Origin of the sequence: Ponticaulis koreensis DSM 19734, from assembly GCF_000420665.1 — a bacterium.
GTDB classification, from domain to species: Bacteria; Pseudomonadota; Alphaproteobacteria; order Caulobacterales; family Hyphomonadaceae; genus Ponticaulis; species Ponticaulis koreensis.
This window is the reverse complement of the sequence record NZ_ATVJ01000001.1, coordinates 1,905,524-1,928,693: the sequence shown is the minus strand read 5'-3', so window position 1 is coordinate 1,928,693 and position 23,170 is coordinate 1,905,524. Positions and strand designations below refer to the sequence as shown.

Here is a 23,170-nt window from a genome sequence, read left to right as displayed (position 1 = left end):
GACATTTATGGAAGGCGCAACATTGCCTGAGGGTATTACAATCAGGCGTGCGCGCCTTTCGGATGCAGACCAGCTTCCGGGTCTGTTCGATGATGCTCTGCGCCTTATAGCCTCGCGGTTCTACACGCCCGCCCAGATTGATGCATGGGCGCGCCGCGCACCGCGGTTTAAGCACATATTCGAGACCGAGTTCGAAGCGCGGTCTGCATGGGTTGCCGCGACTGAAACCGGCAGACTGCTCGCCTATATTGATCTCGTCGACGACGGGCATATCGACTTCTTTTATGCCCGTCCGGAAGTCACACGCACACAGGTCACGCATAATCTGTTCGATGAACTCTTATGTGAGGCGCACCGCAAAGGGATCACCGAGCTGTCCACCGAGGCCTCTGAAGCTGCAAAGCGCTTCTTTGCGAAGTACGGGTTTGAGGTCACCCATAAACAGGATGTCTGGCTGGAGGATGTCTGCCTCCACAATTACCGGATGACAAAGCCTCTCGTTTAAACCGGATCATTGATTCGAGCGCCTGAAATCACAGCTGCGAGCTTGACCTTGAAAGCAATTTTCGCTGCCATGCCCTGAAGAAAAATCATCAGGGGGACACCATGAACAAGCTCACCTCGATTTCTGTTGCAGCTCTGTCTGCTGCAGTTCTCACCTCATGTGGCTCGACGCCGAATGTCCCTTACTTTGACTACAGAGGCACCGTCTATCTGGATGGCGGCATGGGCTGTTCGGTTGAATATGCTGCCGGAAACGCGTCCGGCATGCCCTATGACCTCATAGCCTTCCCCGGCAATCGCAATTTCGAAAACCATTTCGAAAATCAGGTTCTGCTGATGACCGTGGCGTTTGGTCTGGATGACGGTCAGGTGCCGGACGTCGCCTTTTATGATGACTGGCAAGGCCCAAACGCAATCGCGATGAACCGCACGCTGAACGGCAATTACAGCCGGGGCACAATTCTGTTCGGCGGCGAGCTTCTCTGGCGCGAAGCCATCGACGTTGGCGGAAATGACCTCAACACTGTGCGGATTGCCACCATCCTTGCACATGAGTTCGCGCATCTCGCACAGTTCTCCCGCGGCTATTATGTCGACGTGCCAACGCAGGAGCTGATGGCCGATATGATGGCGGGCTGGGCGATTGGCCTGCTCTTCTCCGACGAGTTTGTCACCGACGACCGAAGGCGCCAGCGACTTCTCTCCGAGGCAGCGCGCACAATGTTTGACATTGGCGACTATGCCTTCAACTCACCCAACCATCACGGAACACCTCAGCAACGCGAAGCAGCCTTCGAACTCGGCCTCTCCATGTATTATGAAGGCGACGTGGGTCGGGTGAATACTGCCTTCCGCATCGCCCGCAATGCCGCGCCGGATATTCGCCGCGGATCGCTGAACCGCGATATCCGGGATTATCTCTAAGCGGAAACTGGCGCGGGGAAGCGCTCTTTAAAGGTAAAGGCGCGTTCGCTCGGGCCGTGCTCTTCCAGATAGTCCAGCCGCTCCTTGCCCTCTTCGATAGATGGCAGATGACCGGCAAGCACCCACCAGAGCGCGACGCTAACCGGCAGCGGTTCAAACCAGTCATCCTTACGCGCAAAAACGGCTTTATGATTGCTCTGGCGATAGGCAAACGCGCCGAGCGCCTCAAGGCTCTCCCAGACCGTCATATTGATGGTGATCTTCGGGTTTCTGAACTGACGGATCGCCACCGGCATATCATCTTCAGTCCAGCGCCAGATGAAGCCGGTATGCTCATCGGCCGCTTTATGCACGCTCTCAATGGCGGCATAAAAGTCCCGATTATCCGGATGCGCGCGTGACTTGCGAAACTTTGCGATATTGATCTGTGCGAGATGATACTCTGGCATATGTGTTCCCCTGCCGGTCACGTAAAAGACAGGCAGCGCGCACAGATTGCAAGCGCCTACTCGACTTCGCTGACGATTATGAATTCCGGCGCTTCTACCAGCCCCATAAACTCGCCCATCACGCTCTGAACGAGATCACCGGGCATGTCCTCGACGGTGAACCCTTCAAGATCGGGAATTTCGAACAGCTTGATATATTCCACGCTTGGCGACCCGTCTCCGATGAGCAGCTTCTCGGCACGGAACGTTCTGAACGACTTAACCCGCTCCAACGACCGCATTTTCGGATAGTCAGTCGTCTTCACCCAGTTTTCAAAGTCCGGTTTGGTGACACCGGTCTTCAGTTTATACTTCAGAACAAGCTGGACCATTTTCATCTCCCTCTCTCGCCTTAGAATGACAGATTGAGGGGTGAATTTACTTCCCCTGATCAGGGGACACGGAAAGGATTTTCCGCGGCGCCGAAAACATCGGAGGAAAAGCCGTTTTTTAGGTCGTTTCCCCTTGCGACGACTCTCCTCGAGGGATATACGCGGGCCGTTTGCCCGATAGCCGGGCATGACGTATAAAAAATCACGCCGGAGACCATAAATGCCAAAGCGCACCGATATCGAATCCATCCTCGTCATTGGTGCCGGTCCTATTGTCATCGGACAGGCCTGTGAGTTCGACTATTCAGGCGTCCAGGCGATCAAGGCGCTGAAAAGCGAAGGTTACCGGGTCATTCTGGTAAACTCCAACCCGGCGACGATCATGACAGACCCTGATCTGGCCGACGCAACTTACATTGAGCCGATCACACCGGCCTTCGTTGAGAAAATAATCGAGAAAGAACGCCCGGACGCGATCCTGCCGACCATGGGCGGTCAGACAGCGCTGAACTGTGCTCTCGATCTGGAGAATGCCGGCATCCTCGAAAAATACGGCGTCGAGATGATCGGTGCGAAAGCCGAAGCGATCAACAAAGCCGAAGACCGTAAACTCTTCCGCGAAGCGATGGACAAGATCGGTCTGGAAAACCCGCGCGCCGTGATCATTGGCGCACCGGAAATCTACAATGAAGAAGGCCGTATCGTAGATTATGACCGCATCACCGGCCTCAAAATGGCGATGGATGCAATTGAGGAAGTCGGCCTGCCAGCCATTATCCGTCCGGCCTTTACGCTCGGCGGCACAGGTGGCGGCATCGCGAACAACCGCGAAGAGTACGAACAATATGTCCGTTCCGGCCTTGCTATGTCTCCGGTGGCGCAGGTTCTGATCGACGAAAGCCTGCTTGGCTGGAAAGAATACGAGATGGAAGTTGTTCGCGACAAAGCGGATAACTGCATCATCATCTGTTCTATCGAGAACATCGACCCGATGGGCGTGCACACAGGCGACTCCGTCACCGTCGCCCCTGCCCTCACCCTGTCAGACCGCGAATATCAGGTCATGCGGAACGCATCGATTGCCGTTCTGCGCGAGATTGGCGTTGAGACAGGCGGCTCTAACGTCCAGTTCGCGGTAAATCCTGCGGACGGCCGTGTCGTTGTCATCGAGATGAACCCGCGCGTATCGCGCTCGTCTGCGCTCGCGTCTAAGGCAACCGGCTTCCCGATTGCGAAAATCGCAGCCAAACTGGCGGTCGGTTACACGCTCGACGAACTCGACAACGACATTACGGGCGTCACACCGGCAAGTTTCGAGCCGACAATCGACTATGTTGTCACGAAGATCCCGCGCTTCGACTTTGAAAAGTACAAAGGCGCTGACGACAGCCTGACAACCAGCATGAAATCTGTCGGTGAAGCAATGGCGATTGGCCGGACCTTCCAGGAATCGCTCCAGAAAGCGCTCCGCTCTATGGAGACAGGCCTTGATGGCCTGAACGAGATCGACATTCCGGGCCTCGGTCAGGATGATGACCGCAACGTGCTCAAAGCTGCTGTTGCCAAGCGTTCTAAAGACCGTATCCGCACAATCGCGCAGGCGCTCCGCTCCGGTCTCAGCGTTGAAGAAGTCCATGAGGCATCGCACTACGACCTTTGGTTCCTTCGCCAGTTCAACGAAATCGTCGAAACAGAAGCTAAGCTCATGTCTGACGGCCTGCCGATTGATGCCGAAGGCTGGACCTATCTGAAGAGCATGGGTTTTGCGGACTCACGCATTGCCTACCTCACAAACTCTTCCGAGACGGAAATCCGCCGCAAGCGTCACGAAGCGGGTGTCTTCCCTGTCTTCAAACGCATCGACACCTGCGCGGCAGAGTTTGCAGCGAAAACGCCATACCTCTACTCGACTTACGAACAGCCGCTGTTCGGCCAGACAGAAGCCGAATGTGAGGCAGAGGTGTCAGACCGCAAGAAAGTCATCATTCTTGGTGGCGGCCCGAACCGTATTGGTCAGGGTATCGAGTTTGACTATTGCTGCTGCCACGCGGCCTTCGCGATGGATGATCTCGGCATTGAATCCATCATGGTCAACTGTAACCCTGAGACGGTTTCAACTGACTATGACACGTCCGACCGTCTCTATTTCGAGCCGCTGACAGGCGAGACCGTTCTGGAAATCATCCGCAAGGAAATGTCCAAGGGCGAACTCCTCGGCGTGATCGTACAGTTTGGCGGCCAGACACCTCTCAAGCTCGCAAGCATGCTGGCGGAAGAAGGCATTCCGATCCTCGGCACAAGCCCTGAGAGCATCGACCTTGCAGAAGACCGCGAGCGCTTCACGAAAATCCTCGATGATATCGGCCTGAAACAGGCGCCGTCTGCGATTGCCCGTTCCGAAGAAGAAGTCATCGCGGCTGCTGAGAAGATCGGCTATCCGCTCATGCTGCGCCCGTCCTACGTTCTGGGTGGCCGCGCAATGGAAGTCGTGCGTGATGAAGACGACCTCAAGCGCTATGTCCGTGACGCGGTAAATGTATCCGGCGACCAGCCTCTGCTCTGCGACCGTTACCTCGCTGACGCGATTGAAGTGGACGTGGACGCGCTGTGCGATGGCAAGGATGTCCATATTGCTGGCGTGATGGAGCATATTGAAGAAGCTGGTGTTCACTCCGGTGACTCTGCGTGTTCGCTTCCGCCATACACGCTGCCGGTCAGTACAATCTCGCAGCTCGAAGCCCAGGCTGCAGAGCTGGCCATGGCGCTGGACGTACGCGGCCTGATCAACATTCAGTTCGCGGTCAAAGGCGACGACATCTTCGTTCTCGAAGCGAACCCGCGCGCGTCACGTACTGTGCCATTCGTCGCGAAAGCAGTCGCCGCACCAATCGCCGCAATTGCCGCGAAAGTCATGGCGGGCGTTCCGCTTGCAAGCTTTGAACTGGCCGAGCGCGCCAAGCCGCGCCGCGTTGCTGTGAAGGAAGCTGTCTTCCCATTCGCACGCTTCCAGGGCGTTGACCCTGTGCTTGGCCCTGAAATGCGCTCTACAGGCGAAGTCATGGGCTGGGATGACGATTTTGGTGCAGCCTTCCTGAAAACCCAGATTGCTGCCGGCGTTGACCTGCCGACAAAGGGCCGCGTGTTCGTGTCTGTGAAAGACTCTGACAAGCCGGGCGTTCTGAAAGCAGTGAAGCGTCTTGAAGAGATCGGCCTTACTATCTGCGCGACAAGCGGCACGGCAAGCTATCTGAAAGAGGCTGGCGTGAATGTCGAGCGCGTCAACAAGGTGGCTGAAGGCTCACGTCACATCGTGGATATGATCACGGATGGCGAAATCCATCTGGTGTTCAACACGACCGAAGGTGCCCAGTCTATGAAAGACTCACAATCCATTCGTGAGACTGTTCTGAAGCAGCGCGTACCTTACTTCACAACGCTGGCCGCCTCGCGAGCAGCCGTGAAAGCGATTGACGCCCTGCTCACCCGACCTCTTGAAGTTCGCTCACTTCAATCCTAAGTGCGCTTGCAACCGGTAACTGGGCTGGCTGAAATTAATAGGGGAAGCGTTTAAAAGCGCGATATAGCGGACTTTCCAACAAGTCTGCGAGTGCGCTGGTCTTGACTGACGTCAAAAAGCGAGAAACGCTTCTCACTTCTAAACCGGATGGATTTCCTGAATGCAGAGAATACCTATGACCGCCGAGGGCCATGCGGCTCTTGAGGCAGAACTGAAGAATCTGAAAGTAGTAGAGCGCCCGAACATCATTACGGCGATCGCTGAGGCGCGTGAACACGGCGACCTTTCAGAGAATGCCGAGTATCACGCGGCGAAAGAAAAGCAGAGCTTCATCGAAGGCCGCGTTGCAGAGCTTGAAGACAAGCTCGCGCGTGCGGACGTGATCGATACATCACGCCTGAACGGCGACACCGTAAAATTCGGCGCGACTGTAACGATTATGGACGAAGAGTCCGAAGAAGAGTCCCGCTACAAGATTGTTGGCGAAGACGAAGCTGACGTTGCAACAGGCAAAATCTCCATCACCTCTCCGATTGCGCGCGCATTGATCGGTAAAGACGTTGATGATGTCGTGGAAGTGTCCGCACCGGGCGGCGCCAAATCCTACGAAATCCTCAAGGTGGAGTTCATCTAGATGAAAACGTCCGGTGCACTCGGGCCTTCAGTCTGGGTCGCATCGGATGGCCGGGCTGGCAATGCGGCTCAGGTCCTGGCAATTGCCCGCGCACTTGGCGAGATGTATCGCTGGGTGAAGATCGCGCACATTAATGGCGAAGGCCACAGGTCTGCTCCGATTGAGCTGACACCGAAAGGCCTTCAGCCGCTTCTGCCCTCCAGCATGTGGTGGTCACCACTGGGCGCACTCCCGAAAGACCAGAAGTCCATTCTGCAGCCCCCATGGCCGACCGTATTCATCGGTGCGGGTCGCAAGATTGCGCCTTATACGCGCTATATCCGTCAGGCCTCTCAGGGCAAAACGCTCGCCATCCATGTGATGAACCCACAGCTGCCGCTGGATGATTTCGACATGGTCGTCGCACCAAAGCATGACCAGCTATCCGGCGATAACGTCGTGGATATTCTTGGCTCACCCGCTTACTTCACGCCCGATAGAGTAGAAGACACGCAGATGATGTTTGCCGATCTGGCAGACGAGCGCGGCATGAAGGTCGCCGTTATTCTGGGCGGGGATTCCAAATCTCACAAAATGACGGAAGCTGTCTGTGAAAAGCTGGAACAACAGCTTCAGGGCATTGCCAGTAGTGGCGCGCGCCTGCGTATTGTCTGTTCCCGCCGCACGCCGACGCATGCTCGTGTGCGCTTCCGCGCCTTTGCCGAACGGGTTGGCGCACGCTTCTGGGAAAGCCCTTCAGACGGCGAAAACCCGTATCTGGCTTACCTACTCCTGTCTGACGTCGCCATCGTGACCGAAGACTCCTCCAATATGCTGTCAGAGGCTGCTTATTTCGGCTTACCGGTACATATCGCGAAGCTTGAAGGCCATAACGATAAGTTCGCCCGCTTCCACAATTCACTGGTCGAGCGCGGCGCGGCCCGCTGGTTTGACGGCACCGTCGAGCACTGGACTTATCCGGCCATTCGCGAGATCGACCGCGTGGCCGATGCCATTGTGGAAGAGCTGATCAAGCGATACCCGCAGCCGAAGTTCGACGCCCCGAAGGAAGCCCGTCAGGGCGACTTCGACAGACGATAGCGCTTTGAAGCTGAACTGATTTCTAAGATTATACAGTATAACATACTGAAAAAATAATAATTTTTATGTTCTCGTCGCCTGAATACTGCGCTATGACACGCCTATGAGCGACCTGCACTTGCATAAACATTCTGAACACAGCCACTCCCATTCGGGTGGACAGGATGCACAGCGCAAAGTCGGTATTGCGGCGCTCATCACCTTCACCTTCATGTTCGCAGAGGTAGTCGGAGGCCTGATCTCGGGCTCGCTCGCGCTTCTGGCAGATGCCGCCCACATGCTGACGGACGCAGGCAGCCTGATGCTGGCCTATGTCGGCTATGCACTGGCGCGTCGCCCGGCGGATGTGAACCGTACATTCGGCTTTTCACGCTTCAAGGTTCTGGCGAGCTTTGTGAACGGACTTCTACTCCTGCTGCTGGGCATCTGGATCATTGTTGAAGCCGTCCACCGTATCGTGGAACCGGAACCGGTCCTTTCCGGCATTATGTTCTGGGTAGCGGTCATCGGCCTTCTTCTGAACCTTGCCATGCTGAAGCTGCTCCATGGCGGCCACGACCATAGCCACGACCTCAACATGCAGGGCGCACTCATGCATGTGATTGGCGACCTGCTCGGCTCTATTGCCGCTGTCGCTGCAGCGATCATCATCTACACAACCGGCTGGACGCTGGCAGACCCGCTGCTCTCTATTCTGGTGGCGGTGATCCTGCTGGCAGGTGCGCTGCCGATCATCCGCAAGTCTGCGCATATTCTTCTGCAGGGCACGCCGGCGGGTGTTGATCTGCAGGCCATTTCCGCTGGCGTAGTCGAAGCCCTGCCCGGCGTCTCGGCCGTCCACCATATTCACGCATGGTCCCTCACCGGACAGGACCGCCTCATCACGCTGCATGTTGTTCCGAAAGACCGCGGCACAGCTATGGATCTCATCCCTGCGGTTCGTGAGGTGCTGAAGGACCGATTCGGCATCGACCATGCGACGATCGAGCTGGACCTCGAACCACTGGATGAGTGCGATATCCATACGCTCTCAGCAGCGGATCATGGCTGCGATCATCACGGTCACAGCCATGAAAAGCACGATCACAGCCATAATACACACAGTTGATCGCTCTGAGGGGTTTAACTCTCCTCGGAAATCCCCATAACTCCCTTTCGGATATTTATGGAGACCGCTGACATGAGCGACGTTCAACACGAAAGCGTAATCATCATTGGTGCAGGCCCTGCAGGCTATACAGCCGCAGTCTATGCCGCTCGTGCTATGCGTAATCCGCTCGTCCTTGCAGGCTATCAGCCAGGCGGCCAGCTCACCATCACCACAGAGGTCGAGAACTGGCCGGGCGAGAAAGAAATTCAGGGTCCGGACCTGATGGTCAAAATGCGCGAGCACGCCGAAGCAATGGGCGCGCGCGTTGAAGAAGAACAGGTTGCGAAAGTCGACCTGCAGGTTCGCCCGTTCCGGATGGAAACAGACTCCGGCAAGAAATTCACCGCAGACGTCGTCATCATTTCTACAGGCGCTCAGGCGAAATGGCTCGGCCTGCCGACAGAAGAGAAATTCAAAGGCTTCGGCGTCTCGGCTTGTGCGACATGCGACGGCTTCTTCTACCGTGAGAAAGAAGTCATCGTGATTGGCGGCGGCAACACTGCTGTCGAAGAAGCGCTCTACCTCACCAACTTCGCATCCAAAGTGACACTGGTTCACCGCCGCGATTCCCTGCGCTGTGAGAAAATCCTCGAGAACCGCTTCATGAAGCACCCGAAGACAGAGGTTATCTGGGACTCTGTACTGGATGAAGTTGTCGGTACGGATATGCCGCTCGGCGTGACAGGCGCGAAGCTCAAAAACGTCAAAACCGGCGAAGTCACAGACATTGACGCACACGGCGTGTTCGTCGCGATTGGCCACGCACCATCAACTGAGCTCTTCCAGGGACAGGTCACGATGCGCGACAGTGGCTATATCGACGTCAAACCGGGCACGACAGCGACAAACATCCCTGGCGTATTCGCAGCAGGCGACGTGACTGATGAACATTATCGTCAGGCTGTCACGGCTGCGGGCATGGGATGCATGGCTGCGCTCGAAGCAGAACGTTATCTGGCGGAGCTGGAAGACCAGTAAGCTTCCGTTACGTCAGGTATAAAATTGCCGACATCTTTGCCACACAGGGCATAATACTTCACGCGAATTCTCAAAATCTTCCTATACCATGCTTGCGAAAGTCCATCGAAAGTAGTGGACTGCGCCGCATAGAATACGATCAGCGATACGCTGGCGATTTGAGGAAAGAGGAAACAACGTGAAACCCCAAATTAAACTGCTGGCGCTTAGCGCCAGCGTGCTGGTACTTGGTGGCCTGACGGCGCCTTCAATTGCGGCACAAGAAGATGAGAGCGCGGAAGATAACCGTCGCCTCCAGACCGTCACCGTCACATCCACAAAACGCGAAGCGACACTTCAGGACATTCCTGTAGCTGTTTCTGTTGTCGACAATACAACGATTGATCAGGCTGAGATTCTCGATCTCGCCGACCTTCAGGCAGTTGTCCCATCCCTGCGCGTTGACCAGTTCCAGTCTGCAGCACAAACGGCATTCCGCATTCGCGGCTTTGGTAATGGCGACAACAATGCCGGCGTAGAGCCATCCGTTGGTGTCTTCATCGACGGCGTCTACCGCTCCCGTTCTGCTGCGGCGATTGCCGACCTGCCAAACCTTGAGCGCGTCGAAGTTCTGCGCGGCCCGCAATCTACCCTTTTCGGTAAGAACGCCTCTGCTGGTGTAATCTCCATCATCACGCAGGAGCCTCAGTTTGAACAGCAGGGCAGCATCGAAGCCTCTATGGGCAATTACGATCTGTTCCGCGTCGCTGGCAACATTACCGGCCCGATCACTGATACCATCGCCTACAGCCTGTCTGGTAATATGAACCAGCGTGACGGCTATGTTGAAGATCTGGGCATCAATCAGAACGTCAACGAACGCAACCGCTGGGGTCTTCGCGGCCAACTTCTGTTCACGCCCAATGACGATCTGAAAGTCCGACTGATCGCGGACTATGACCAGATTGACGAGCTTTGCTGTGCCGCAGGCAACGTCACCAATGGCCCGACAGGCGCAGCGATTTTCGGTCTTGGTGGTGCAATCGACCCTGAAGACCCGTTCTCCTATCAGGTTTACAGCAACTTCGCCCCAACCAATGACATCGCAAACTGGGGTGTTTCAGGTCAGGTCGACTACGACCTCGGCTTTGCTGAACTGACATCCATCACCGCTTACCGTGTGTCTGATTTCGCTTCCAACTCTGACGCTGACTTCACTAGCGCAGACCTGATCGGCCGCTTCTCTAACAACACAGAGATCGAGACCATCACGCAGGAAGTCCGCCTCGCAAGCACTGGCGGCGAGCGCTATGACTGGATGGTCGGCGGTTACTATTTCGACGAGACAGTCGATATCGACAGCACGATCACTTACGGTCAGGACCTTCGCGGCTATGCAGACTTCCTGTCTGGCGGCGGCTATGGTCAGGTTGAAGCTCTGCTCGGCCTGCCGGTTGGCACGACATTCGGTCAGGCTGGCCAGGGCATGTTCGAGACTTACTCTCAGGACAACAATGCATGGTCCGTCTTCGGTACGGTTGACGCCTATGTCACTGACCGTCTGACACTGACTGTCGGCTTCAACTATACAGACGACCAGAAAGACGCAGCGGCAAACGTTGTCAGCACAGACACATTCTCTGCGCTCGACTTTGTCAGCATTGGTAACAACGTTCTGTTCCAGACAGCATTCGCTCAGACACTCGCAGGCGTGGGCGTGAACCCGCAGGACCCTGCAGCCGTTGCGGCCTTCGCTGGCGCCTTCCCGACACAGTTTGCGCAAATTCAGGCGGGCGCTCAGGCCTTCGCTGATGCAAACGACTCCAACCCAGCAGTGAACCCGCTGCTCGGTCTGCAGGCGCTGCAATTCTTCCCGCAATTCGTGAACTATCCGAACGCGGTTGAGAACGGCTCTACAGCGGACGATGCCTTCACCTACACACTACGTGCAGCATACGACCTGACAGACGATATCAACGTCTATGCGTCTTACGCGACAGGCTTTAAGGCGAGCTCCTGGAACCTCTCACGTGACTCACGTCCGTTCGCGAGCGACCTGTCCGGGCTTACATCTGCTGGCCTGATTGTTCCGAACCTCACAACGGGTACACGTTATGCTGGCCCTGAGGACTCCACCGTGTTCGAAATCGGCCTGAAAGCCCAGTTCGACAATGTGGCTGTGAACCTTGCTATCTTCGATCAGGAAATCGAAGGCTTCCAGTCCAACTCCTTCACCGGCACAGGCTTCGCCCTCACCAATGCAGGCGTTCAGTCTACAACCGGTCTGGAAGTTGACGTCACATGGACGCCAATCGACGGTCTGCGCCTCGTCGCGGCCGGTACGTTCCTTGACCCGGTCTATGATGAGTTCGTGAACTCTCCTGCAGGTGATGTCTCTGGTGAAGCACCGGCAGGCATCTCTGACACATACCTCTCATTCTCCGGCACATATGATTTCACCCTGCCAACCGGTCAGGACGCATATGTTCGCGCAGATTACCAGTATGAGTCAGAAACCCACCTTGATTGGGACGTGAACGACCCGCGCCAGCAGCGCGACGTGAATGTTTTCAACGCCGCTGCAGGTATCAACTTTGAAAATGATCTGCGTGTTTCTGTTTGGGGCCGCAACATTTTTGACGACGAATACCTAATCGAGACATTCCCGTCTGTTGCTCAGGCAGGCTCTGTTTCCGGCTACCCGAACCAGCCAGCAACTTATGGCGTGACAGTCACCAAGCGTTTCTGATATATCAAATACGCATAACTAATATTCCAAAGGGCGCAGGTAACTGCGCCCTTTTCTGTTGCAAATTTGCGCCAAAGGGGGCAACGATTTTGCATGGACTGGGATAAACTTCGATCTTTTCATGCTGCTGCCGAAACTGGCAGCCTTACTGCAGCGGGCGACAGGCTGAAAATCAGCCAGTCTGCTGTCTCTCGTCAAATTGCCGCTCTTGAGTCGAGTATCGGCGTGCCACTCTTCCAGAGACACGCCCGTGGTCTCGTTCTCACCGACGCTGGCATCAAGCTTCACGCCGCCACAACGGACATGGCCCGCGCAGCCTCTGTGGCACACAATGTTGTCAAAGACGCGACGGACCGCCCGCAAGGCGACCTCACCGTCACGGCACCAATTGCGTTCGGCTCTACATGGCTCGTCAGCCGCCTGCAGAAGTTTGCAGACTTGTACCCCGATATTCACCTGCATCTCTATCTGGATGACCGTGAATACGACCTCTTGAAGCTCGAAGCTGAGTGCGCAATCCGTCTTTGGGCTGCGGATAAGGCTGACCTCATCCAACGCAAGCTCTCCTCGGTGAATACCAGCCTCTACGCAGCGCCCTCCTATCTGGAAAAATACGGCACCCCCGAAGCGCCGCAAGACCTCGATAACCACCGCATCATCGTTTATGGCGAACAAATCTCCCCGATGCACCACGCCAACTGGGCACAGCGTGTCGGCCGCGATGACAGGCCACCGCGTGAGGCCAGTCTCACCGTAAACAATGTTATCGGCATGGTCCGGGCCGCTGAAGCCGGCCTCGGCGTCGCCGACCTGCCGGACTATATGATCCCGGAAAACTCTAATCTGGTCAAAGTTCTCCCTGGTATGAAGGGCCCGCACTTCGATCTCTATTTCATCTATCCGAGCGATCTGCGGCGCTCCAATCGCATCGCCGCCTTCCGGGATTTTGTAACGAGCGAGATCTCCGAATTTCGTGCAACGGAGAACGAATAACGGAAAGCCATGCATTTCAGCATATCACCAGCCCGCAATTGCGTGTTGCAAAAGCTGAGTGAAAAAGTAAATTGATGACTGTGCATGACGTCTCATCATGCAGCCTGATCCTCAGATTGGGCGTTTCCTCCCCGAGACACCACTTTACGCCGGGCGCTTTTCATAGCTGCCCGGCTTTTCTTTTTTCGGACATTGCGCACATAAAAAAACCGCGAAGTTTCCTCCGCGGTTTGACGTACTTAAACTTTGCTCGCTTGACGCTGGTTCTGCGAACCGCTCAAGCTGCGCCTGCGCAGTCGCTTGTGAGGAGCACCTCAGAGCCCAACCGGGCGACGGACGAAGTCCGCCCCACCGGAGCCGCATCGCGGCGTGAGGTACTACAAACTCGATCTCAGCATCCAGGCTGTTTTCTGGCTGACCGTCATACGCTGTGTGAACAGGTCCACTGTTACATCGTCTCCAATCTCATCGGCAACATCAAGCGCCTTCTTCAGCGTGGTCGACAGCATGTCGTGACCATTTGCGAGGTTTTGAACCATGTCTTCAGCATCAGGCTGAGAATTGTCCGGCATGATGGTCGCATTTGCGAGGATTTGCTCTGTAGAGCCCGGTGCGAACTCACCGATGGCGCGGATACGCTCAGCAATTTCGTCCAGCGCGGTCCACAGCTCTGTGTACTGTTCCATGAACATATCATGCAGCGCTTTGAAGCGTGGTCCGGTGACATTCCAGTGATAGCCGTGCGTCTTCACATACAGCGCATAGGTGTCGCCCATGACGGATTTCAGCGCAGCAGTGAGGCGCGCGCGGTCGTCGGCGGAAAGCTCTGTTGGATTGTACATTGTGTGACCCTTTCTCTTTAAGTCTCAACACTCAAGATAAGGGATCAGTTCCGTGATTCAAAATTAATAATAGCAATTACTAATATAAAGATTTTTAATGCGAGAGACAGAAACAAAAAGACCCGCTTTATAGCGGGCCTTTTCAGTCTTACCGTAAGTGCGGGCTTATTTTAGGCTCGCGCAGAAGTTCTGAATACGCTTCGTCGCTTCTGTCAGCGCTTCGGTAGAGGTCGCGTAAGAGACGCGGAAGGCAGGGCCCATACCGAAGGCCGCGCCGAACACAACCGCCACATTGCCGTGCTGCAGAAGCTCGGTTGCGAAGATTTCGTCATTCTCGATCACAACGCCGCCTGGGCTGGTTTTGCCGATCGCACCGGCGCAAGACGGGTAAACATAGAACGCACCCTCAGGTGTCGGGCAATGCAGGCCTTCTGCTTTGTTCAGCTCGGCAACCACCAGATCACGACGCGTTTTGAAGACCTCGTTACGCTCTGCCAGGAAACCCTGCGGCCCGTTCAGCGCCTCAACAGATGCCCATTGAGAGATAGAGCACGGGTTAGACGTTGTCTGGCTGATCACCTTGCGCATGGCGCCGATCAGCTTGTCCGGACCTGCAGCGTAACCAATACGCCAGCCCGTCATCGCATAGGCTTTTGACACACCGTTCATGGTGAGCGTGCGGTCATAAAGGCCCGGCTCAACCTGCGCGATGGTGAAGTATTCAAACCCGTCATAGACAAGGTGCTCATACATGTCGTCTGTGAGGATCCAGACCTGAGGATGGCGTAGAAGCACGTCCGCCAGCGCACGCAGCTCGGCTTTCGTGTAAGCCGCGCCTGTCGGGTTAGATGGAGAGTTCAGGATCAGCCATTTGGTTTTCGGCGTGATCGCAGCTTCCAGTGCTTCCGGAGAGAGTTTGTAATTCTGGTTCGCACCACACGCGACAGGCACTGGCGTGCCGCCACACATGATCGCCATTTCAGGGTAAGACACCCAGTATGGCGCAGGAATGATAACTTCATCCCCTGCATTAAGTGTCGCGAGAAAGGCGTTAAAGATAATCGGTTTACCGCCCGGCGCCACAGTCACCTGAGAATTGGTGTAAGTCAGCTCGTTGTCACGCTTGAACTTGGCGACAATCGCTTCTTTCAGTTCAGGGATACCGTCGACAGGCGTATATTTCGTCTTGCCGTCATGGATCGCCTTGATCGCGGCTTCCTTGATATTGTCCGGCGTATCGAAGTCCGGCTCGCCCGCGCCGAGACCAATAACATCAATACCCTGACGTTTGAGTTCCATAGCCTTATTGCTGACGGCAATCGTCGCAGATGGCTGGACACGATTTACGGCTTCACTCAGTTGCAGGTTAGACATGATGTATAGTTCTCCCCGTTAAAGTCGCGGGCACTATACTCACGTAATTGAATACGCCAACGAAAAACCAAGGCTCGGCATAGGCCATTACGTCGCGGAAGCGTCAGGCCGCAAATTGCGGGTAATTCTGCAACAGCATCCCGTTTGAAATGATCCGCCCCCGGATTGCTTGAATGTAGCACAACTCCTCTCCCACGGGCTCACCTGGCAGTTGACCCATCGCGAAACGGCTTACAAAGTGAGCACGTAATTTCCGAAGGTCGGGGGGAATAATAATGAAGTTTATTGGATACGGCATTCTGGCGGCCTGCACGTTCATGTCGGGCATCGGCTCTATCGCTGCGGCGCAGGAATACAGACAACAATCAGTTGTTGTGACAGGCGCGCGCATTTCCACGCCGGGCGTGTATCTGAAACGGCAGGGCGACTTCCTGATCATCGACGTCATTGTGGCCAGCGATTCGCGCGACTACGCCCTGCGCCGGACCGAGATCGAGACCACAGTCGATGCCCTTCTCGCTCAGGCCAACGACTATGATGATATTTCCATCAGTATCGATGTGAATGGCCTGATCTATCCGCTTGAGTCCACCGAAGAGCTACCATTGTCCTCAGGCTCACGGCCTGACACATCCGTTGCTAATTTAGTGCTTCGCACACCAATCCCTCAGGATATTTCCAACATCCAACCGCTGGTCCAACGGCTGGAACAGTTTGCAAATCTCGTTGAGGGCGAAGGCCGCGCGACCGTTGATACACGCGGCGGCCCGACGGTCAGCGTCGTTGATCCGGATCAGTACCGGGGTGAAGTGATCGATCTCATCCTTGAAGAGGTGGAAGACGTCACGTCAACATTAGGCAACAATTATCGCGTGATCCTGAGCGGCATTGACGGGCGCATGCAGTGGCAGAACACAGACAATGTGAATGTGATCTTCTACATCCCGTACGATTACACGGTCATCCCGACTAGCCTGACTACCATTCTGCCCGACTATTGATTGGCGCTGTTGCTAACCAGCGGCAAGACGCCGAACGCCTGCAGAAAGTACACGATAGATAGTCCGAGAGCGGACAGAAGCATGACCATGGCAAGGGCCTGTAACGTGCCTTTGCCCGGTCCTTCAACCAACCGGCTTCCGGAAAACGCCCCCACCCCTAAAGCGGCGAATATCGGATAAATCTCGACTAAAATCGCTCTGTTCCAAACTGAGAAAATCAAATGCTTCAGGTTGAAACCTGCAAGCCTGATGCCGCCTGTGGACAAGTATTCGGCCCAATCACAGCCAATTCTCTCCCGAAGCTGTCAGCATGCCCTATATCTGAACGCCATGGCGCGTGACGCCCGAAACGAAGCGATATAAACCAGACGCATGGCTCACAATAATTCCCAGCCCGTCCGCCCGAACGGCGTTGAGGTCATCAAGGACAATCTCACCCGGCTGCCTGGCAAGCCGGGCGTTTACCGCATGTTCGGCGCCGATGGTGAGGTGCTCTATGTGGGCAAGGCGAAGAACCTGAAAAACCGGGTGAGCAATTACGCCAAGCTGGGCGGGCACACCCAGCGTATTGCGCTGATGATCTCGCTCACCGCCTCCATGGAATTCGTCGTCACCGAGACAGAGACAGAAGCGCTGCTGCTGGAAGCGAACCTGATCAAGCGGCTAAAACCCCGCTTCAACATCCTTCTGCGCGACGATAAGAGCTTTCCCTACATCCTCATCCGGCGCGACCACCCTGCCCCGCAAATCCTGAAATATCGCGGCTCGAAAAAGCATAAAGGCGACTATTTCGGCCCGTTCGCCAGCGCAGGCTCCGTCACGCGCACGCTGGACACGCTGCAGAAAGCCTTCTTGCTGCGCACCTGCGAGGACACCGTGTTCGAGCAGCGCTCCCGCCCCTGCATGCTGCACCAGATCAAGCGCTGCGCTGCGCCCTGCGTCGATCTGATTTCAGAGAAAGACTATCAGGCGCTGGCCGATCAGGCGGCAGACTTCCTGCGCGGCAAGGTGGTCAGCCTGCATGAAGAACTGGCCGCAGATATGGAAAAGGCGGCGGAAAACCTTGAGTTTGAACAGGCCGCCCGCCTGCGAGACCGTATCCGCGCCATTGCGGCCGTCCGCGCCACGCAGGATATCAATCCCGAAGGCGTGGAAGAGGCAGATGTGTTCGCCCTCGCTGTGGATGGTGGCCAGTCCTGTATGCAGGTCTTCTTCTACCGGTCGGGCCAGAACTGGGGCACCAAGGCCTTCTATCCGAAGCATGAACGCGACGCGACGCCGGAAGAGATCGTCGCTGCCTTCCTCGTGCAGTTTTATGATGAACGCCCGCCGCCAAAGCTCATCCTGACGAGCCATGAACCGGCCCAGATCGAGCTGATCGAGGATGCCCTTGCCCTGCGCGCCGACCGCAAGATCGAGGTGCGCAAGCCGTCACGCGGCGGCAAGCGGGAGCTGGTGGTTCAGGCGCTCAACAATGCGCGCGAGGCGCTCAGCCGCAAGCTCGCAGAAACGGCCAGTCAGGCGCGTCTTCTGGAAGAAGTGCGCAAAGTGTTCGATCTGCCTGAAACGCCAAAGCGTATCGAGGCTTACGATAACTCGCACATTCAGGGCTCGAACGCTGTGGGCGGGATGATTGTCGCCGGCCCGGAAGGGTTTGAGAAGAACCAGTACCGCAAGTTCAATATCAAGGATTCGGACATAGAGCCGGGCGATGACTATGGCATGATGCGCGAAGTCATGCGCCGCAGGTTCTCTCGACTGATGAAAGAGGCGGGCCTTGATGCCCCCTCTTCCACAAGCAAGCGCGAAGGCGCAGGTGCGTCAGCGGACGCTGGCAACAGCACCGAGCAAGAAAATAAAACAGCCCTGAGCGCGACCCATCGCGAAGGCGAAGCCGTAGCGGGTGGTCAAAACAAAAATGACACCACAAGCACCGACGCCAGCTCATCTCACCCCACAAGTGACCACGCAGGCGCAGCCAGCCCCAACAGCGAAGCTGGAGGGACCGCTGGCGAGCAAAAAACATTGACCCGCCGAGAAAAGCTAAAAGCGAGTCCTCATTACCCCGACCTCGTGCTGATCGATGGCGGTCTGGGTCAGCTCCATGCCGTTATGGAGACGCTTCAGGAGCTTGGCCTGTCGCATGAGGATGTGACGCTGGTGTCTATCGCCAAAGGGCCGGACAGGAATGCAGGCCGCGAGAAGTTCTTCCGGCCGGACAAAGCGCCCTTCATGCTGCCGGAAACCGCGCCGGTGCTCTATTACCTGCAGCGGCTTCGGGATGAGGTGCACCGCTGGGCGATTGGCGCGCACCGCACGCGCCGCTCGGCCGATATCCGCAAAAACCCGCTGGACGAGATTGAGGGCATCGGCCCTGCGCGGAAGAAGGCGCTCCTCCACCGGTTCGGCTCGGCCAAGGCGATTGCCCGCGCCAAGCTGTCAGACATCGCCACGGTAGATGGCGTCAGCCAGGCCCTCGCCGAGCGGATTTATAATTACTTCCATGGGAGTTAGGGTGTGTGAGATTTAGAACCCTAACCGGAATATTCCCTTAAGATGCACCCTCAGCCAATTCCGTTAAACTTCCACGCCGCATCATTGGCTCCGCCAAAAAAGCGGTTGAAATCCACTAACTTTTCTTCTCAAGTGAGAATCGTCCTTGTAATCCGACACCCTAAAAATTAAGTTATATATTAAATTATGGATTGACACTTGGCTGATATGGTCCTTGGTAGCTGGAAAAAGATATACGACGGACCTCATGGCGAGGTGTGGATGCATGATCGATGCATGAAGGAATTGAAAAAAGTAAACGAACCCAGAATGGAGGCACGCGTTAAAAGTTGTATGAAGGCTAAATTTTGCCAAGTAGAAAACCTCGGCGACCTCCACAAAAAGGAGTTTCGAAGTGAAGGTAGCAGGAAAAGAAAGGGTAAAAACATTCCGCTGCACGCTTTCAAAAGCGACCAACTAAGAATCTACGGATCCGTGGGAAGTGTTTCATACAACCGAGCTTTTTTTGCCGCTGTCGCTATTCAGAAAAAAGATGACAAACTTGATGCAAACGACGCCGATACTTGCGCGAACCGACTTCAGGACATCGAAACAGAAATAAAAAATGCCAAACTCTAAGGAGAGCTCCATGAACGAAGACTTTGAAGCAATCATGGCTGAAGAAGAAGCCATTGCTTATGTTCAAAGCATGGCGCTTCGCATTCTTCGAGAAAAGAATATCAAAAAATCTGCCCTTGCGAAGCGTATGGGCGTCTCGCCAGCCTATGTGACTCAAATTTTGACCGACTCTGAGCCGCAAAATCTTTCTATCAAAAGGGTAGCGAGTCTTTTCTACCATCTCGGCGAGAAACTCGACTTTTCCTGTGAGCTGATACGCAAAATGGATGCAGTAGGCCACCAGCGCAAAATTCGAAATAAGGCAATGTCTGAGAGAAAAGAAACCTTTGACGTCTGGTGTCATGCAAATTCCGACGACACCTTTTCAGGACTGGTAGCAGCTTAAAAATGGCAAATGACCTCAACGAACTAGTCGGGAAGGCAGAGCTCAATCAAATTTTTCAAGTGAGCTCTGTCACTTGGCGTGCACCATCGTTGTCTCCGGACGTTAAAAACGTCGCTAAGTACATGAGCAACGAATTGTCAGGCGCCCCAGAGTTTGACGAAGAGAACAACATTCTCATCGGTCAAATTCGTTGCCGTATTTGGGTAGCACCCGAGGTTACCGACGATGCGGCGGAAGACGATTCATTCTCATCTGCAAAAATGGGAATAGAGGCAGTCTACGCTCTAATTTTCGAAGTTGAACCATTCAGCGAGTTAGATGTGAATTGCCTAACAGCTTTCATGAAGACGATTGGAAGAATGACGGTGTGGCCATATTTTCGTAGTTTCTGTGCTATCGTTGCAAACGAAGCGTTGATGGATCTTCCTCCTTTACCTTTGAAAAAGGCGAAATTTCCAATTTCAAACGTTGACTATAAAGAATTGGATTAGCCATACAAATCTCCGTTGCTCTGCAAGGCGCATTAGACAGACGTCGTAGTGCATCAACATGAACCGGCGAGAATGGTGGATTACGCTTACCGCTAATCCACCCTACCATTTCTCTCGCCTCAGAAATCCCGGTTTGCGCAGCCGAGAGCAAGCAAGACCGGGACCCAGCGGAAACAATACTGGACCCCGGATCGTCGCGCTGCGACGTCCGGGGTTTCTGCATTTTGACTCAAAAACAATCCAACACCTGCGCGCCTGCCGCATACTTCCCCTCATGACCGAGGCGAGCGCATATACCCCACCCTCCCGAGCCCCTGCAGACATTGCAGCGCGGCTGGAGACTTATATTGCGCGCCATGAGCGCCATGCCCGTGACCATGTGGACGACACAGGAGACACGCCGAAAATCCAGCGCGGTTTTATGGACGGTCTGCTCCTCCATATCCGCCGGCTGGAGCATCAGATGCGATGCTTTATCCTGTTTCTGGCCGCAGAGCTGATCGAGCGCGGCCTGGTAAAACCCCAGCCGCTTACCCTCCGCCCACGTGGTGAGGCAGACCCGACCGGCCCGTCCATCATTATTCGTCGTCAGGACCGCGAGCTGCGCCTTGCGCTCTCCGGTAAGGTGCGCCTCAGCCCATTTTCGATCACCACGCCGGTGATTGAGGGCAAATCGCGCCGCAAACCCAGTGGCGGCAAGCGCCCTTACACGCTGTTGCCGGATCGTTTTGAGCCCGTTGATGCCCGCCATCTTCTGGCGCGCTATGGCCGCCTCTCCCGCGTGCTTTTGCGTGCTGATGTGCTGGCGGAGCGTCTTGCGGGCCGTGCGCTGACGGTGAAATTTTCTTCGCCGCTCATCCCTGCGCAGGCAGGGAACTCGTTCCGCAGGACTGGTCCAGATTCCCGCCTTCGCGGGAATGAGCGAAACCTGGATAAGTCCATCCTAGCATCCGACCTTACCAGCGACCGCGCAGGCGCGGGTGCAGGCAGCCTGAGCAGCAACCCGCAAACAGCCTTGAGCGCGACCCATCGCGAAGGCGGAGCCGAAGCGGGCGGTCAAAACAACAAAACTAACCCGCTCTACCTCTCCTCCCTGCATTCCATACTGGCACCGGAAGAGCTCTGGGCGTCTGCGCAAGAGCTGGAGGATGAAAGAGGCGACCTCACCTCGCTCCATCTGATGGCGAGCGAGGGGCTCAGCGCAGCAGGCTTTCCGCCCGGCCCCGACCCGAGGCTGCGCCTGCCGGAGTTCGAACGGTGGAAACCGCCTGAACCACCTAGGGTGGGATTATTATAGTGATGCTCGCGTGCTGTCCCGTCGCCTTTGGCTTCGGGCACGCTGCGCCTGCACATGCGTTTGTGGGGGCTCTTCACAAGCAACGCGAAGGCGCAGGGCGAGTGAGTTCACGAACGACAAGCCCGAGCACAAAACAAACAACGCCTGCGCGGTCGCTTGTGTTGGTGCTCCGAACCCAGTTCAGTGCGGCAGCCCTGAGCGCGTTCTATGCGAACGAAAGTTCGCGAGAACAAAGAACAATGCCCGCCCCATCGGAGCCGTGAGCAAAGCGAACCGGCGTGAGATCAAAAACAACTTTGTGGGGTGCCCATCACGAGCAACGCGAAGGCGCAGGGCAAGTGAGTTCACGAACAACAAGCCCGAGCACAAAACTAAGAACTATAAACCACCCGCTTAGGAAGCTCTGTCGTAAGATGATCAACAAACGCGCTCACCGCAGGCAGCACGCCCTGACGTGATGGCTGGAGCACAGAGAGCGTGGCCTGACCGGAGCTCCACTCCGGCAGCAGCTCGACCAGACGGCCTGCGGCCACATCAGACTGGCAGACATAAACCGGCAGAGACACGATACCGAGCCCCGCTGCACACGCGCTTTTCAGTGTCACCATATCATCGCTGCTGAGCCGCGGGATGAACTGGATCTGGTGGCTCTGCCCGTCTTCCGACTGGAGATGCCATTCGGCAATATCGCGGTTCCAGCCAAGGCAAATGCCCTTATGCGCTTTCAGATCTTCAGGCGTTTGTGGCGCGCCAAAGTCCGCCACATAGCGGGGCGAGGCGAACAGACGCCAGTCAACATGCGCCAGCCGTTTCTGGATCAGGCTGGAATCCGGCAGGTTTTCGACATGGCCGCGAATGGCGAGGTCTATGCCCGCATCAATCAGGTTCACCATGTCGTTTGTGACGAGCTGGCCAATTTCGACCTCCGGATGCGCCATAATGAAGTCAGCGATGACGCCCTCCAGCGCGAACTGCGCCACGCCGACAGAACAGGACATGCGGATTTTGCCCGTCAGTGCCGCTTTACGCTGCTTCACGCGCGCTTCGGCTGCGCTGACTTCTTCGACGACTGCTCTGGCATGGCCGAACAGCTCTTTACCGACATCGGTGATGGCGAACTGTCTGGAGGTGCGCTGGATCAGGCGGGCATCGAGCCGCGTTTCCAGCTGTTGGATGTGTCGGCTAAGCCGCGACTTTGGAATACCGAGCGCCCGTGCGGCAGGCGCAAACCCGCGCTTCTCCACGACATGGAAAAAGTAAAAATAGTCATTCAGGTCAAGTTGGGCATCAGCGCTCATAGTTCTATTTATGGAACGATAA

At 55.7% G+C, this 23,170-nt stretch carries 21 protein-coding genes; 15 read left to right on the top strand and 6 right to left on the bottom strand.

Annotation, left to right across the window (positions count from 1 at the left end; all coding sequences use genetic code 11):
- Window positions 1-7: 7 nt before the first annotated feature.
- A complete protein-coding gene (locus G523_RS0109830) occupies window positions 8-505 on the top strand; it encodes a GNAT family N-acetyltransferase (protein WP_022694886.1) in 498 nt (165 codons plus the stop codon).
- Between the two features lie 101 nt (window positions 506-606).
- A complete protein-coding gene (locus G523_RS20345; RefSeq protein ID WP_022694884.1) occupies window positions 607-1,428 on the top strand; it encodes a hypothetical protein in 822 nt (273 codons plus the stop codon).
- Here the strand turns inward: G523_RS20345 and G523_RS0109815 are convergent.
- Entirely contained in the window at window positions 1,425-1,877 is a 453-nt protein-coding gene (locus G523_RS0109815) for a DUF3291 domain-containing protein (RefSeq protein ID WP_022694883.1), read from the bottom strand. The genes G523_RS20345 and G523_RS0109815 overlap by 4 nt on opposite strands.
- Window positions 1,878-1,933: 56 nt before the next feature.
- Window positions 1,934-2,248, bottom strand: a complete 315-nt coding sequence (locus G523_RS0109810; RefSeq protein WP_027441608.1) for an REDY-like protein HapK — start codon at window positions 2,246-2,248, stop codon at window positions 1,934-1,936.
- 220 nt (window positions 2,249-2,468) lie between these two features.
- Between G523_RS0109810 and carB the strand changes: the two genes are divergently transcribed.
- The 7 genes from carB (at window position 2,469) to G523_RS0109775 (ending at window position 13,328) form a co-directional block, all read left to right on the top strand.
- On the top strand, window positions 2,469-5,765 hold the full coding sequence (gene carB, locus G523_RS0109805) for a carbamoyl-phosphate synthase large subunit (protein WP_022694881.1): 3,297 nt from the start codon (window positions 2,469-2,471) through the stop codon (window positions 5,763-5,765).
- 160 nt (window positions 5,766-5,925) lie between these two features.
- Window positions 5,926-6,399, top strand: a complete 474-nt coding sequence (gene greA, locus G523_RS0109800) for a transcription elongation factor GreA (protein WP_027441607.1) — start codon at window positions 5,926-5,928, stop codon at window positions 6,397-6,399.
- Window positions 6,400-7,479: a mitochondrial fission ELM1 family protein gene (locus tag G523_RS0109795; RefSeq protein ID WP_022694879.1), complete on the top strand. Its 1,080-nt coding sequence runs from the start codon at window positions 6,400-6,402 to the stop codon at window positions 7,477-7,479.
- A gap of 103 nt (window positions 7,480-7,582) precedes the next feature.
- The gene (locus G523_RS18880) at window positions 7,583-8,587 is read left to right on the top strand and encodes a cation diffusion facilitator family transporter (protein ID WP_022694878.1); all 1,005 of its coding nucleotides are present in this window, start codon (window positions 7,583-7,585) and stop codon (window positions 8,585-8,587) included.
- 72 nt (window positions 8,588-8,659) lie between these two features.
- Window positions 8,660-9,607 (top strand): thioredoxin-disulfide reductase, encoded by a 948-nt coding sequence (trxB, locus tag G523_RS0109785; protein ID WP_155802639.1) that lies wholly within the window; start codon window positions 8,660-8,662, stop codon window positions 9,605-9,607.
- Window positions 9,608-9,785: 178 nt separating this feature from the next.
- Window positions 9,786-12,335, top strand: coding sequence for a TonB-dependent receptor (locus G523_RS0109780; protein WP_022694876.1), 2,550 nt, complete (start codon window positions 9,786-9,788; stop codon window positions 12,333-12,335).
- Window positions 12,336-12,428: 93 nt separating this feature from the next.
- Window positions 12,429-13,328, top strand: a complete 900-nt coding sequence (locus G523_RS0109775) for a LysR family transcriptional regulator (RefSeq protein ID WP_022694875.1) — start codon at window positions 12,429-12,431, stop codon at window positions 13,326-13,328.
- A 377-nt stretch (window positions 13,329-13,705) separates the two neighbouring features.
- Here the strand turns inward: G523_RS0109775 and G523_RS0109770 are convergent, their stop codons facing one another.
- On the bottom strand, window positions 13,706-14,170 hold the full coding sequence (locus G523_RS0109770; RefSeq protein ID WP_022694874.1) for a Dps family protein: 465 nt from the start codon (window positions 14,168-14,170) through the stop codon (window positions 13,706-13,708).
- 165 nt (window positions 14,171-14,335) lie between these two features.
- Entirely contained in the window at window positions 14,336-15,544 is a 1,209-nt protein-coding gene (locus G523_RS0109765; protein WP_022694873.1) for a pyridoxal phosphate-dependent aminotransferase, read from the bottom strand.
- A 275-nt stretch (window positions 15,545-15,819) separates the two neighbouring features.
- Here G523_RS0109765 and G523_RS0109760 point away from each other — a divergent pair, with 275 nt between their 5' ends.
- A complete protein-coding gene (locus G523_RS0109760) occupies window positions 15,820-16,545 on the top strand; it encodes a hypothetical protein (RefSeq protein ID WP_022694872.1) in 726 nt (241 codons plus the stop codon).
- Here G523_RS0109760 and G523_RS0109755 read toward each other — a convergent pair.
- Entirely contained in the window at window positions 16,539-16,811 is a 273-nt protein-coding gene (locus tag G523_RS0109755) for a hypothetical protein (protein ID WP_022694871.1), read from the bottom strand. The genes G523_RS0109760 and G523_RS0109755 overlap by 7 nt on opposite strands.
- 106 nt (window positions 16,812-16,917) lie before the next feature.
- Here G523_RS0109755 and uvrC point away from each other — a divergent pair, with 106 nt between their 5' ends.
- The 5 genes from uvrC to G523_RS0109730 all read left to right on the top strand — a co-directional run bounded on the left by uvrC (window position 16,918) and on the right by G523_RS0109730 (window position 21,850).
- Window positions 16,918-19,059 carry an excinuclease ABC subunit UvrC gene (gene uvrC / locus G523_RS0109750; protein ID WP_022694870.1) on the top strand — a complete coding sequence of 714 codons (2,142 nt, stop codon included), beginning with the start codon at window positions 16,918-16,920 and terminating at the stop codon, window positions 19,057-19,059.
- A 198-nt stretch (window positions 19,060-19,257) separates the two neighbouring features.
- Window positions 19,258-19,677 carry a hypothetical protein gene (locus G523_RS0109745; RefSeq protein ID WP_027441606.1) on the top strand — a complete coding sequence of 140 codons (420 nt, stop codon included), beginning with the start codon at window positions 19,258-19,260 and terminating at the stop codon, window positions 19,675-19,677.
- A gap of 10 nt (window positions 19,678-19,687) precedes the next feature.
- Window positions 19,688-20,062 carry a helix-turn-helix domain-containing protein gene (locus G523_RS0109740; protein ID WP_022694868.1) on the top strand — a complete coding sequence of 125 codons (375 nt, stop codon included), beginning with the start codon at window positions 19,688-19,690 and terminating at the stop codon, window positions 20,060-20,062.
- Window positions 20,063-20,064: 2 nt separating this feature from the next.
- Entirely contained in the window at window positions 20,065-20,553 is a 489-nt protein-coding gene (locus G523_RS0109735; RefSeq protein ID WP_022694867.1) for a hypothetical protein, read from the top strand.
- A 274-nt stretch (window positions 20,554-20,827) separates the two neighbouring features.
- Window positions 20,828-21,850 (top strand): hypothetical protein, encoded by a 1,023-nt coding sequence (locus tag G523_RS0109730; protein ID WP_022694866.1) that lies wholly within the window; start codon window positions 20,828-20,830, stop codon window positions 21,848-21,850.
- 371 nt (window positions 21,851-22,221) lie between these two features.
- Here G523_RS0109730 and G523_RS0109725 read toward each other — a convergent pair whose 3' ends face one another.
- Window positions 22,222-23,148 carry a LysR substrate-binding domain-containing protein gene (locus G523_RS0109725; protein ID WP_022694865.1) on the bottom strand — a complete coding sequence of 309 codons (927 nt, stop codon included), beginning with the start codon at window positions 23,146-23,148 and terminating at the stop codon, window positions 22,222-22,224.
- Between the last annotated feature and the right edge of the window lie 22 nt (window positions 23,149-23,170).

What these genes read in the sequence shown, in the direction of transcription:
- G523_RS0109830 (WP_022694886.1), top strand. Translation starts at nt 8, where the DNA reads ATGGAAGGCGCAACATTGCCTGAGGGTATTACAATCAGGCGTGCGCGC.
- G523_RS20345 (WP_022694884.1), top strand. Translation starts at nt 607, where the DNA reads ATGAACAAGCTCACCTCGATTTCTGTTGCAGCTCTGTCTGCTGCAGTT.
- G523_RS0109815 (WP_022694883.1), bottom strand. Translation starts at nt 1,877, where the DNA reads ATGCCAGAGTATCATCTCGCACAGATCAATATCGCAAAGTTTCGCAAG.
- G523_RS0109810 (WP_027441608.1), bottom strand. Translation starts at nt 2,248, where the DNA reads ATGGTCCAGCTTGTTCTGAAGTATAAACTGAAGACCGGTGTCACCAAA.
- carB (WP_022694881.1), top strand. Translation starts at nt 2,469, where the DNA reads ATGCCAAAGCGCACCGATATCGAATCCATCCTCGTCATTGGTGCCGGT.
- greA (WP_027441607.1), top strand. Translation starts at nt 5,926, where the DNA reads ATGCAGAGAATACCTATGACCGCCGAGGGCCATGCGGCTCTTGAGGCA.
- G523_RS0109795 (WP_022694879.1), top strand. Translation starts at nt 6,400, where the DNA reads ATGAAAACGTCCGGTGCACTCGGGCCTTCAGTCTGGGTCGCATCGGAT.
- G523_RS18880 (WP_022694878.1), top strand. Translation starts at nt 7,583, where the DNA reads ATGAGCGACCTGCACTTGCATAAACATTCTGAACACAGCCACTCCCAT.
- trxB (WP_155802639.1), top strand. Translation starts at nt 8,660, where the DNA reads ATGAGCGACGTTCAACACGAAAGCGTAATCATCATTGGTGCAGGCCCT.
- G523_RS0109775 (WP_022694875.1), top strand. Translation starts at nt 12,429, where the DNA reads ATGGACTGGGATAAACTTCGATCTTTTCATGCTGCTGCCGAAACTGGC.
- G523_RS0109770 (WP_022694874.1), bottom strand. Translation starts at nt 14,170, where the DNA reads ATGTACAATCCAACAGAGCTTTCCGCCGACGACCGCGCGCGCCTCACT.
- G523_RS0109765 (WP_022694873.1), bottom strand. Translation starts at nt 15,544, where the DNA reads ATGTCTAACCTGCAACTGAGTGAAGCCGTAAATCGTGTCCAGCCATCT.
- G523_RS0109760 (WP_022694872.1), top strand. Translation starts at nt 15,820, where the DNA reads ATGAAGTTTATTGGATACGGCATTCTGGCGGCCTGCACGTTCATGTCG.
- uvrC (WP_022694870.1), top strand. Translation starts at nt 16,918, where the DNA reads ATGGCTCACAATAATTCCCAGCCCGTCCGCCCGAACGGCGTTGAGGTC.
- G523_RS0109740 (WP_022694868.1), top strand. Translation starts at nt 19,688, where the DNA reads ATGAACGAAGACTTTGAAGCAATCATGGCTGAAGAAGAAGCCATTGCT.
- G523_RS0109735 (WP_022694867.1), top strand. Translation starts at nt 20,065, where the DNA reads ATGGCAAATGACCTCAACGAACTAGTCGGGAAGGCAGAGCTCAATCAA.
- G523_RS0109730 (WP_022694866.1), top strand. Translation starts at nt 20,828, where the DNA reads ATGACCGAGGCGAGCGCATATACCCCACCCTCCCGAGCCCCTGCAGAC.
- G523_RS0109725 (WP_022694865.1), bottom strand. Translation starts at nt 23,148, where the DNA reads ATGAGCGCTGATGCCCAACTTGACCTGAATGACTATTTTTACTTTTTC.